Origin of the sequence: Saccharothrix sp., assembly GCF_031180885.1 — a bacterium.
Taxonomy (GTDB): Bacteria; Actinomycetota; Actinomycetes; order Mycobacteriales; family Pseudonocardiaceae; genus Actinosynnema.
Genome location: NZ_JAPSLK010000016.1, coordinates 32115 through 44095, shown reverse-complemented (window position 1 = coordinate 44095; position 11981 = coordinate 32115). Strand labels below are relative to the sequence as shown.

Below are 11981 nucleotides of genomic sequence, written 5' to 3'. Positions count from 1 at the left end.
GGGTGGGTCCCACGAGGATCGGGCGTTCAAGAGCTGGATGATGATGGTCGACCAGGCAGGCGTGGCGCGCGGGGCGTTCGCCCGCGACGGGGACGGGTTCGTCCGGGAATGGGCCGCCGTGCTCGGGTCGGACCTGCTCGAAAACCAGGTCGCGCTCAACGGGCTGGCCGACCGACTGCACACCGCCCTCATGACAGACCAGGCCACCGCCCAAGCCCAAGAAGTCGGACGTGGGCTGGTCGAACACGGGTTCACGTCCCCGTCCGCCCTCGAACGAACCCTGGCGTTCGTCGGTGAGCACCTGTTGGAGACCTTCCCGGCGAAGCACACCAACCGCCTCATGGCCGTCCTCGGCGGTATCGCGGCCGGCTACAGCGAAGCCCTGCGCGAGCGGACCCTGGACCAGCAGGAGCGGAGCAGGTCGCAGGTCGTGCAGACGATCCGGGACACCGAGGCGGCGTTGCGGGCCAGTGAGGCGAAGTTCCGGGCCGTGTTCCGGACGGCCGCCGTCGGGATCGCGGTGATCGGGCTCGACTCCGAGGTCCTGGACTTCAACGACGCCCTCCTCGCCCTGCTCGACTACCGGCCCGAGCAGTTGGCCGGGCGCGACGCGCGCGACCTGATGCACCCGGACGACCGGGACTCGGTGGACGAGGTCACCGCCGTGCTCGCCACCGGGGTTCGGGACCACGTGCGGGCCGAGAAGCGGATGGTGCGGGCGGACGGCGAGGTGATCGACGTCCTGATCGCGGTGTCGCTCGTCCGGGACGACGCCGGTGCGCCCGTCTACCACGTCGCCATGGTGGAGAACCTGGACGAGGTTCGGGCGCTCCAGTCGCAACTCCTCCGGCAGAGCCTGAACGACGTCCAGACCGGCCTCGCCAACCGCATGCAGTTCCTGGGCTGGCTGGAAGGCGCGGTCGGGTCGAAGGGACCCGGCACGCTGGCGCTGGTGGTGTTCGACATCGACGGGTTCCGGGTGGTCAACGACGCGTTTGGGCACGACGTGGGCGACCGCGTGCTCAACGTGGTCGCCGGGCACCTGCGGGAGGTGTTCGGCGGGGTCGGGCAGCTCGCGCGGATCGGGCCGGACGAGTTCGGCGTGCTGGTGCCCGACCCGGTGGACATCGCGACCGTGGTGACGCTGGCCGAAGAGGCCGTCGAACTGCTCGCCGAGCCGGTCTGGGTGGGTGACAGCGGGATCGGCGTCACGGCGAGCGTGGGCATCGTCGTGCAGGCGGCGCGCGGGGCGGACGCGACCGAGCTGATGCGGTGCGCGGACGTGACGCTGCGGTGGGCCAAGGACGACGGCAAGGCGCGGTGGGCGCTCTACGACAAGGCCCGCGACGACCGCGAACGGCGGCGGTTGATGCTGGCCGCGTCGGTGTCCGGTGGGCTGGAGCAGGGTGACTTCCGGGTCGACTACGAGCCAGTGCGGTCACTGGCGGACGGGTCGCTGATCGCCGTCGAGGCCCGGCTGGGCTGGGACCACCCGACCGAGGGCTACCTCGACCCGGCGTCGCTGGCGTCGCTGTCGGCGTGCACCGGGATGGCGGCGCGACTGGGCTGGTGGGCCATGGAACAGGCGTGCCACCACGCGGGCGCCTGGTACCGGCGGTTCGGGTCGGCCACGCCCGTGTTGACCATGGACCTGACCGCGCGGCAGTGCCAGGAGCCGGAGCTGGTGGCCGAGGTCCGGCGGCTGCTGCGGGAGAGCGGGCTCCCGGCGTCCATGCTGCGCTTCGAGCTGGGCGAGCAACTGCCCGCGCTGATCAACGAGGACCAGGCGGAGGAGTTGGCGATCCTCGCCGAGCACGGGGTGCGGTTCGTGCTGGACCAGATGGGCGGCGGCAACATCCCGGTGGACAAGCTGCGGCAGGTCCCGCTGCACGGGGTGAAGTTCCAGGGCTCGCCGGTGCGCGGGCTGGCCGAGGGCGCGAACCGGCTGGACGAGAGCGCGGCCGTGGCGCTGCTCACGTGGGCCCGGACACTGGGCATCCCCCTGTACGCGGCGGGTGTCCGGACCGAGTTCGAGGCGCGGCGGCTGCGGGAGCTCGGCGTGACCGGGGCGCAGGGGCCGCTGTTCGGGACGGCGCTGTGGAGCGCGGACGAGGTCGCCGGGGTTCTTGGCAAGTCCTAGGCGGACGCTCAGCTTCTTCATAGTCGGCGGCGCGACTCTTGGAGCATGACACAGGGATTCCCCGCCATGAGCGGGTCTTTGTACGAGCCGGAGCCTCCGCGCGAGGTCAAGCCGTTCTGGCGGCGCACCGGGACCGTCGTCACGTCGGCCGCCCTGATCGCCGCCCTGTTCGGTGGCGTCACCGGCGGCGTGGTCGGCGCTATGAACGCGCCGGGTGAGGTCGTGGGCACCTCAAGCAGCCCTGTCGCACTCCAGAGCTCGTCCACTTTGGACGTCTCGGCGATCGCCGCGAAGGTGTTGCCCAGCGTGGTCCAGGTGAACGTCGTCGGTGCACAGGGCGAAGGGCTCGGGTCGGGTGTCGTGCTGAGCGCGGACGGTCGCATCCTGACCAACAACCACGTCGTGTCCGGCGCGCAGAAGGTCACGGTGACCCTGAACGACGGGCGCACGGTGGACGCCAAGGTCGTCGGCACCGACCCGTCGAGCGACCTGGCCGTGGTGCAGGCGGTCGGCGTCTCGGGGCTGACCCCGGCCACGTTCGCCGACTCGGACAACGTCAAGATCGGCGACCACGTCGTGGCGATCGGTTCGCCGGAAGGCCTCCAGGGCACGGTGACGTCCGGCATCGTCAGCGCCCTCGACCGCACGGTGACCGTCCCGGGCGCGACCCGCCGCTCGAACGTCTCCTACCAGGCCATCCAGACCGACGCGTCGATCAACCCGGGCAACTCGGGCGGTCCGCTGATCAACGCCGCCGGCCAGGTCATCGGCATCAACTCGGCGATCTACTCGCCGGCCTCGGACAGCGGTCAGGCGGGCAGCGTCGGCATCGGCTTCGCGATCCCGGCCAACCAGGCCAAGCAGATCGCCGACCAGCTCACATGAGCTGTGACATGGCTGTGACATGGCACCGCCTCCGGCGTCGCGGCTCCGCCGCCGGGAAGTCGACCCATCGGCCCACGTTTCCCACCGATCGAAAACCGTGAGCTGTGACATGGCGCCGCCTCCGGCGTCGCGGCTCGGCCGCCGGAAAGTCGACCCATCGGCCCACGTTTCCCACCGATCGAAAACCGTGATCGGCGGGAAACGCGAGCCGACAGGCCGACGCGGCCTCGCGCGGCGGGGTCGATCTCGGTGCGGGGTTCAGCCCAGCCAGTCCGGGCGCAGCGGCATCCCGGACTTCGTCCCGTCCAGCTTGACGCCCAGCACCTGGTGGAGCTGGATGTTGTTGCGGTCGAAGCCCAGCCGCGACGCCGCCAGGTACAGCCGCCACACCCGCGCGCGGCCCAGTCCGACCTCGTCGACGGCCTCGTCCCAGTGCTTGTCGAGGTTGTCGCACCACGCCGCGAGCGTCATCGCGTAGTGCTCGCGCAGGTTCTCCTCGTGCCGGACCTCGAACCCGGTGTCGTGCATCAGCGACACGATGTGCCCGGGGCCGACCAGTTCGCCGTCCGGGAAGACGTACCGGTTGATGAACCCGCCCGTGCGCGCCCGCTGCCGGTTGTCCGGCCGGGTGATGCAGTGGTTGAGCATCCGGCCGCCGGGCTTGAGCTTGCGGTACAGGTGCCGGAAGTAGCCGGGCAGCTTGGCCTTCCCGATGTGCTCGGTCAGGCCGATGGAGCTGATGGCGTCGAACCCGGTCTCACGGACGTCCCGGTAGTCCAGGTACCGCACCTCCGCCAGGTCCGACAGGCCCGCCTCGACGATCGCCTTCTGCGCCCATTCCGCCTGGTTGCGCGACAAGGTCACGCCCAGGGCCTTCACCCCGTACTCGCGCGCGGCGTGCATGACCATGCCGCCCCAGCCGCAGCCGACGTCCAGCAGCCGCATCCCGGGCTTGAGCCCGAGCTTGCGCGCCACCAGGTCGTGCTTGGCGAACTGGGCCTCCTCCAAAGTGGACTCGGCGGTCGGGTACACGGCGCACGTGTACGCCATGGACGGGCCGAGGATCCACTCGTAGAAGGTGTTCGACACGTCGTAGTGGTGCGCGATCGCCTCGCGGTCCCGGGCCTTCGAGTGCCGCAGGCCGTGCAGCCTGCGCTCCTGCGGCGGGATCTCGACCTTCGACCTCAGCCGCTCGCGCCCGAGCGTGCCCAGCAGTGAAATCCTTTCGGCCCAGGGGATTTCCCGCAGGGAAAGTTCCGACAGACTGGCCAACGCACCGTAGACGTCACCGATGATCTCCAAGTGACCGGTCACGTAGGCACGGGCCAGTCCCAGCTCGCCCGGCGCGGACGCCAGGTACGACAAGGCTTCCGGCGACCGGACCTCGATGCGCACGCCCGCGTCCGCCGGCCCCGCCGTGCTGCCGTCGTACGCGCTGAACCCCACCGCCCGGTCGCCACCGACCGCGCGCTGGAACACCTCGGCCAACCGCATGGACCCTCCTTCACCCGCGGAGAACGCACTTGGTGTACAGATCCGGGAGCCGGCCGGCTGCGTCGTACCGCTTCTTCAGCTCCCGGTAAGTGGGACCGTTGTAGTTGTCCCAGAACTCCTGCTCCTCGTAGTAGGAATCCGAGTACAGCGACTTGTGCCCGCCCAGCTCGGTGACCTTGTCCTCGATCAACCGGTTGCGGCTGCCCATCTCCTCGTCCGGCCGCAGGTCCACAGTGGACCAGAAGCCGACGTTGACGTACAGCACGTCCGGGTCCATCGGGTACAGCGGCCAGCCCGCGCGGTCGCGCAGGCGCACCGGGCACAGCCAGATCGGCTCGATGCCGATCTCGCGGTGGAAGAAGTCCAGGAACTCGGCGAGGCGGTCGACCGGGATCTCCACGTCCTGGATCACCGGTTCCTGCACGGCCTTGCTGAGCTTGGCGGAGAACCCGCGGCGGCGGTCCCAGGCGACGATCTTGCGGTAGACGTCCGAGCGCAGGTACCGCTTGGGCACCAGGCGGCGCACCACGGGGTGCTGGACGCCGAACGCGCGCGAGCACCAGAACCAGTCCGTGTCCCAGCGCCAGAGGTAGTCCCGCACGGTCAGGTAGTCGGTGCGCCGAGCCTGGATCGAGCGGTAGTAGATCCGGTTGCCGGTGTAATCCGAGCGGTGCGGGGCGCGGTCCGCCCAGCTGCCCAGCGTCAGGTATTGCTCGGTCGCGGAGAACACCGTGCCGTCGATGAAATCGACCGGTTCGCCCTGGTAGGCGCGTTCGGCGCAGACGGCCTCGATGACCTCGGCGCACTCCTCGGCGCTGCCGAACGGGACGTGCCGCAGCTTGACGAACGGGTGGACGCGCTCCAGTTCGATCTCCAGCCGGAGGGTGTAGCCGAGGGTCCCGTAGGAGTTCGGGAAGCCGCGGAACAGGTCGTCCTCCGGGCCGACCACGACCACCTCGCCGTCGCCGGTCATCACCTCCAGCTCGCGCACGGACTCGTGCGGCAGGCCATTTCGGAACGAGCTGGACTCGATACCCAGCCCGGCGACCGCGCCGCCCAGGGTGATGGTCTTGAGCTGGGGCACGACCAGGGGCATCAGGCCGTGCGGGAGGGTGGCGTCGACCAGGTCCTCGTAGGTCGTCATGCCCTGGACCTGGGCGGTCAGCGCGTCCGGGTCGACCGAGAGCACGCGGTTGAAGCGGGCCACGTCGAGCCCGCCGGGCTGGTCGGCGCGGAACCGGAACAGGTTCGACGTCGGCTTGGCGAGCCGCACGGGCGCACCCGCGGGGATCGCCCGGTACTGGCCGCGCAGCGCGGCCACCGCCTGGCTGTGATCGCTCACGCGCTCGACGTTAGGCCGCTCGGGCATGATCAGCACCCCCAAATTCCGCCGGCCCTGACATTACCGCCCGGTAGTACCTTGGGCTGTGTGAGTTCGGTACGCGTGGAACGGTCCGGGCCGGTGTGCACGGTCCTGCTGAACCGCCCCGAGGTGCGCAACGCGGTCGACGGCCCGACGGCGCACACCCTGACCGAGGTGTTCCGGGAGTTCGACGAGGACCCGGAGCTGTCGGTGGCCGTGCTGCACGGCGAGGGCGGGGTGTTCTGCTCGGGGGCCGACCTGAAGGCCCTGGGCACGGCGCGGAGCAACGACCCCCGGTCGCCGACCGGCCCCATGGGTCCGACCCGGCTGCGGCTGTCCAAGCCGGTGATCGCGGCGGTGTCCGGTCCGGCGGTGGCGGGCGGGTTGGAGCTGGCGCTGTGGTGCGACCTGCGGGTGGCCGACGAGGACGCGGTGTTCGGCGTGTTCTGCCGGCGGTGGGGCGTGCCGCTGATCGACGGGGGCACGGTGCGGCTGCCGAGGTTGATCGGGGCGTCGCGGGCGATGGACCTGGTGCTGACCGGGCGACCGGTGGACGCGGCGGAGGCGTTGGCGATCGGGTTGGCGAACCGGGTGGTGCCGGCGGGGACGTCCCGGGCGGCGGCGGAGGAGTTGGCGCGGCAGCTCGCGGCGTTCCCGCAGTTGTGCATGCGGGAGGACCGGTTGTCGCTGCTGGAGCAGGAGGGGATGGCGGAGGCGGACGCGCTGGTCAACGAGATGGAGCACGGGATGGTGTCGCTGCGGGAGGTCGAGCGGGGCTTGTCGCGCTTCCTGGCGGGCGAGGGCCGGCACGGCAGGTTCCCCGGCTGACGTTCCGACCCTCTCGCAAACGCTTGCGGTAGGCTCGTGCGTTCAGGCCGCTGGACGCCTACCGGCGAGTACCGCGAGGCTGAGGAGCACCGCCGCACCGAATCACCGCGACCACGGCCAGCCCGGGGTGAAGCCGTGACCGCGCCGGACGAAGGTGCCGATGCTGCCGAGCACCGCCACGTGACCAGGAAGGCCGCGGCCGCGATCCGCGGGCGGGCAGCTCATCGCCGACTGCCCCGAGCCGCTGCTGGACCCGCACCGGGAACGCGCCCGGCTCGGCGCCGCGATCACCGGGTTGACCACCGCCGGCAAAACCCTCGACCGGGTGATCGCCACCGCACGCCCTCGGTCGAGCACGCAGCCGCCCAACTGCACGCGGCCGCCCAACTGCGTGACGCCGGCTGACGAAGCGACCCGTTGGGTGGGGTGGCACCTCGGTGTCGCCCCACCCCACCTCGCGGAACTAGTGCAGGCCCAGCTCGCGGGCGATCAGCATCTTCTGCACCTCGCTGGTGCCCTCGCCGATCTCCAGGATCTTCGCGTCCCGGTAGAACCGCCCGACCGGGAACTCGTTCATGAACCCGTACCCGCCGAAGATCTGGGTCGCCTCACGGGCGTTGTCCATCGCGGTCTCGGAGGACACCAGCTTCGCGATCGCCGCCTCGCGCTTGAACGGCTCGCCGCGCAGCATCTTCGCCGCCGCCTGGTAGTACGCCAGGCGCGCGGTGTGCGTGCGGGCCTCCATCTCGGCGATCTTGAACTGGATCGCCTGGTACTCCCCGATCTTGCGGCCGAACGCCTCGCGCTCGCCCACGTACCGCAGGCACTCGTCGACACAACCCTGCGCCAGGCCGACACCCAGCGCCGCGATCGCCACCCGGCCCTCGTCCAGCGTCTGGAGGAACTGCGCGTAACCCCGGCCCCGCTCGCCGACCAGGTTCGACGCCGGCACCCGGCAGTCCTGGAACGACAGCTCACGGGTGTCGGACGCGTTCCAACCCACCTTGGAGTACTTGCGGGACACCGTGAAGCCGGGCGTGCCGCTGGGCACGAGGATCGCCGAGATCTCCGGGCTCCCGTTCTCCTTACGCCCGGTCACCGCCGCGACCGTGACAAGACCGGTGATGTCCGTGCCCGAGTTGGTGATGAACGCCTTGGTCCCGTTGATCACCCACTCGTCGCCGTCCAGCCGGGCGGTGGTGCGCAGCGCGCCCGCGTCGGAGCCGCCGCCGGGTTCGGTCAGGCCGAACGCGCCCAGCGCCTGCCCGGTGGTCAGCCGCGGCAGCCACTCCTGCTTCTGCGCGTCGGAACCGAAGCGGTACAACGGCATCGCGCCCAGCGAGACGCCCGCCTCCAGCGTGATCGCCACCGACGAGTCGACCCGCGCCAACTCCTCCAGCGCCAGGCACAGCGCGAAGTAGTCACCGCCCATGCCGCCGTACTCCTCCGGGAACGGCAGGCCGAACAGCCCCATCCGCCCCATCTTGGCGACGATCTCGTAGGGGAACTCCTCGCGCTCGTAGAACTCGCCGATGACCGGTGCGACCTCGTCGCGCGCGAACTCCTCGACGGTCTTGCGCAGCGCCTCGTACTCCTCGTCAAGGCGGAAGTCCAACATCGCTCTCACTCCTGGTGCGGCACGACGACGGCAAGGGTTTCGTCCAGCGCGACCTGTTGGCCGGCCCGGACGTTCACTTCGGCGAGCACGCCGTCCACGGGTGCGGTGACGGTGTGCTCCATCTTCATGGCCTCGACCACGAACAACGCCTGTCCCGCGGTCACGTCGTCGCCCTGCGACGCACGCACCACGAGCACGGTCCCCGGCATGGGACTGGTGACCGGACCACCGCTGCCGGCGTCCTGAGTGGAGGCGATCTCGGACTGCTCGTGCTCGGTCAACGCCCACGAGTGCCCGTCCGCGCCCAGCCACAGCACGTCGCCGGCGCGAGCCATCGCGTACCGGCGGGTGCCGACGACCAGATCACCGTCCACAATGGACGCTGATAGTCGCATCACCTCGCCGTCGCCCACGACGACTTCCGAACCACGGACACGCACATCGACGTCGTCCACGCGCCACGTCGTCCACGCGTGCTCACCGATCCGCCAGCCGCCCGGCTGGTCCCACGGGTCGTCGCCGTGCGGGGCGAGCTGCCGCTCCAACGCTGCGGCGGCGTACACCTCGACCGGAATCTCATTGCGCACCAACGAGTCCAGCTTGCGCTCCACCAGACCGGTGTCCAACGCGCCGGCCCGCACATCCGGGTCGCGCAACAACGCGCGCAGGAACGGGATGTTCGTGGTCACGCCCAGGACCACCATCCGACCCAGCGCGGAGTCCAAGCGCCGCAACGCTTCCTCGCGCGTCTCGCCGGACGCGATGACCTTCGCCAGCATGGGGTCGTAGTCGCTGCCGACGGTCAACCCCTCGTACAGCGCGGAGTCCACCCGCACGTCGGACGGCTCGCGCAGCGCCAACACCGTGCCACCGGTCGGCAGGAACCCGCGCGCCGGGTCCTCCGCGTACACGCGCGCTTCCACGGCGTGCCGCGTCAACGCCACGGAACCCAGCGCCAACCGCTCGCCGGCCGCCACCCGCAACTGCCACTCGACCAGGTCGACACCGGTCGCCAGCTCGGTGACCGGGTGCTCGACCTGGAGCCGGGTGTTCATCTCCATGAAGTAGTAGTCGCCCGACGAGCCGTCCACGATGAACTCGACGGTCCCCGCGCCCACGTACCCCACGGACTTCGCCGCGTCCACGGCCGCCTGCCCCATGGCCTCGCGCACATCAGCCGAGATCAACGGCGAAGGCGCTTCCTCGATGATCTTCTGGTGCCGCCGCTGGAGGCTGCACTCGCGCTCGCCGAGGTGCACGACCCCGCCGTGCGCGTCGGCCAGCACCTGGATCTCGATGTGCCGCGGGTTGGTGATGAACCGCTCGATCAACAGGGTGTCGTCGCCGAACGACCCGCGCGCCTCGCGCCGGGCCGACTCGATGGCGTCCCGCAGCCCTTCCGCGGAGTGCACCAGCCGCATGCCCTTGCCACCACCACCGGCGGAAGGCTTGAGCAGCACCGGGAAACCGATCTCCAACGCGGCGTCGACCAGGTCGTCGTCGCTCATCCCGGCCTCGGTCCGCCCCGGCACCACGGGCACGCCGGCCGCGCGCACGGTCAGCTTGGCGCGGATCTTGTCGCCCATCGCGTCGATCGCCTCGGCAGGCGGCCCGATGAACACCAGGCCGGCCTTCTCGCAGGCCCGCGCGAAGTCCGTGTTCTCGGCCAGGAACCCGTACCCGGGGTGCACGGCCTGCGCGCCGGTCTCCCGCGCCGCGTCGATGATCTTGTCGATGGACAGGTAGCTCTCGCGGGCGGCGGCGGGGCCGATGCGCACCGCCACGTCGGCCAGCCGCACGTGCAGCGCGTCGGCGTCGGCGTCGCTGTACACGGCGACGGACCGGATGCCGAACCGGCGCAGCGCGCGGATCACGCGGACCGCGATCTCGCCGCGGTTGGCCACCAGGACGCTGTCGAACATGCCCCTCACATCCGGAAGACGCCGTAGGAAACGGGTTCGAGCGGCGCGTTGGCCGCCACGGACAGCGCGAGCCCGAGCACCGTGCGGGTGTCCTTCGGGTCGATCACGCCGTCGTCCCACAGCCGCGCCGTGGAGTAGTACGGGTTGCCCTGGTCCTCGTACTGCTGCCGGATCGGGGCCTTGAACGCCTCTTCGTCCTCCGCCGACCACGAGTCCCCGAGCTGGTCGCGCCGCACGGTCGCGAGCACCGACGCCGCCTGCTCGCCGCCCATCACCGAGATCCGGGCGTTGGGCCACATCCACAGGAACCGCGGCGAGTACGCCCGCCCGCACATCGAGTAGTTGCCCGCGCCGAACGACCCGCCGATGACGACGGTGAACTTCGGCACCCGCGCGCACGCCACGGCGGTCACCATCTTCGCCCCGTGCTTGGCGATGCCGCCCGCCTCGTACTCGCGGCCGACCATGAACCCGCTGATGTTCTGGAGGAACACCAGCGGCACGGACCGCTGGTCGCACAGCTGGATGAAGTGCGCACCCTTGAGCGCCGACTCGCCGAACAGGATGCCGTTGTTGGCGACGATCCCGACCGGGTGGCCGTGGATGCGGGCGAACCCGGTGACCAGCGTCGGGCCGTAGTCCTTCTTGAACTCCTGGAACCGGCTGCCGTCGACGACCCGGGCGATGACCTCGCGCACGTCGTAGGGGGTGCGGGTGTCGGTGGGGACCACGCCGTACAGCTCGTCGGGGTTGACCGCCGGCTCGACGCTCGGCTCGACCTTCCACGGCCGCTCGGCGCGCGGACCCAGCGTCGACACGATCGAGCGGACGATGCGCAGGGCGTGGGCGTCGTCGTTGGCCAGGTGGTCGGTGACGCCGGAGGTGCGCGAGTGCAGTTCGCCGCCGCCCAGTTCCTCGGCCGTGACGACCTCGCCGGTCGCGGCTTTCACCAGCGGCGGGCCGCCGAGGAAGATCGTGCCCTGGTTGCGCACGATGACCGCTTCGTCGCTCATCGCGGGCACGTACGCGCCGCCCGCCGTGCACGACCCGAGCACGGCCGCGATCTGCGGGATGCCCTGGGCGGACATGGTGGCCTGGTTGAAGAAGATCCGGCCGAAGTGCTCGCGGTCGGGGAACACCTCGTCCTGACGGGGCAGGAACGCGCCGCCCGAGTCGACCAGGTAGACGCACGGCAGGCGGTTCTGGAGGGCGACCTCCTGCGCGCGGAGGTGCTTCTTGACCGTCATCGGGTAGTACGTGCCGCCCTTGACGGTGGCGTCGTTGGCGACGACGACGACCTCGCGCCCGGACACCCGCCCGACGCCGGTGATGATGCCCGCGGCCGGCGCGTCGCCGCCGTAGAGGCCGTCGGCGGCCAGCGGGGACAGCTCCAGGAACGGCGAGCCGGGGTCGAGCAGGGTGTCGACGCGGTCGCGGGGCAGCAGCTTGCCGCGCTCGACGTGCCTGGTCCGGGCCTTCTCCGGGCCGCTGCGGGCGGCGTCGGCGAGCTTCGCGCGCAGGTCGTGGACCAGGGCGGTGTGCTCGTCGGTGTAGCGCCGGAACGCCTCGCTCGACTTGTCGGCGGCGCTGCGCAGGACGGGGGCGTCCATGGGCTCCTCGCGGTTAGCAGTCGTTAACCTGAGGAGATGTTAGCGCTTGTTAACCCCGGCGTCCACACCGCGGACGTGCGAAGGGGGCCGCCCCGCCGGGACGGCCCCCTTCAGCATGTGG

Annotated in this window: 8 protein-coding genes; 3 read left to right on the top strand and 5 right to left on the bottom strand. The window is 70.8% G+C overall.

Features of this window, described 5'->3' with window-relative positions; translation table 11 throughout:
- The first annotated feature begins 43 nt into the window (after nucleotides 1-43).
- Both RIN75_RS20200 and RIN75_RS20195 read left to right on the top strand, forming a co-directional pair.
- Nucleotides 44-2140, top strand: a complete 2097-nt coding sequence (locus RIN75_RS20200) for an EAL domain-containing protein (RefSeq protein WP_309113531.1) — start codon at nucleotides 44-46, stop codon at nucleotides 2138-2140.
- Nucleotides 2141-2185: 45 nt separating this feature from the next.
- On the top strand, nucleotides 2186-3025 hold the full coding sequence (locus RIN75_RS20195) for a trypsin-like peptidase domain-containing protein (protein WP_309113530.1): 840 nt from the start codon (nucleotides 2186-2188) through the stop codon (nucleotides 3023-3025).
- 258 nt (nucleotides 3026-3283) lie between these two features.
- Here the strand turns inward: RIN75_RS20195 and RIN75_RS20190 are convergent, their stop codons facing one another.
- Nucleotides 3284-4519, bottom strand: a complete 1236-nt coding sequence (locus RIN75_RS20190; protein ID WP_309113529.1) for a cyclopropane-fatty-acyl-phospholipid synthase family protein — start codon at nucleotides 4517-4519, stop codon at nucleotides 3284-3286.
- A 10-nt stretch (nucleotides 4520-4529) separates the two neighbouring features.
- Nucleotides 4530-5888 (bottom strand): FAD-binding oxidoreductase, encoded by a 1359-nt coding sequence (locus tag RIN75_RS20185; RefSeq protein WP_309113528.1) that lies wholly within the window; start codon nucleotides 5886-5888, stop codon nucleotides 4530-4532.
- A gap of 60 nt (nucleotides 5889-5948) precedes the next feature.
- Here RIN75_RS20185 and RIN75_RS20180 point away from each other — a divergent pair, with 60 nt between their 5' ends.
- Nucleotides 5949-6710 (top strand): crotonase/enoyl-CoA hydratase family protein, encoded by a 762-nt coding sequence (locus RIN75_RS20180; protein WP_309113527.1) that lies wholly within the window; start codon nucleotides 5949-5951, stop codon nucleotides 6708-6710.
- Between the two features lie 463 nt (nucleotides 6711-7173).
- On the opposite strand, the gene RIN75_RS20175 is transcribed toward RIN75_RS20180, so the two are convergent.
- Genes RIN75_RS20175 through RIN75_RS20165 form a run of 3 tightly spaced genes read right to left on the bottom strand, consistent with a single transcriptional unit; the run spans nucleotide 7174 to nucleotide 11860 of the window.
- A complete protein-coding gene (locus RIN75_RS20175) occupies nucleotides 7174-8328 on the bottom strand; it encodes an acyl-CoA dehydrogenase family protein (protein WP_309113526.1) in 1155 nt (384 codons plus the stop codon).
- Nucleotides 8329-8333: 5 nt separating this feature from the next.
- Nucleotides 8334-10250, bottom strand: a complete 1917-nt coding sequence (locus RIN75_RS20170) for an acetyl/propionyl/methylcrotonyl-CoA carboxylase subunit alpha (RefSeq protein WP_309113525.1) — start codon at nucleotides 10248-10250, stop codon at nucleotides 8334-8336.
- A 5-nt stretch (nucleotides 10251-10255) separates the two neighbouring features.
- Nucleotides 10256-11860, bottom strand: coding sequence for a carboxyl transferase domain-containing protein (locus RIN75_RS20165; RefSeq protein WP_309113524.1), 1605 nt, complete (start codon nucleotides 11858-11860; stop codon nucleotides 10256-10258).
- Nucleotides 11861-11981 lie beyond the last annotated feature (121 nt).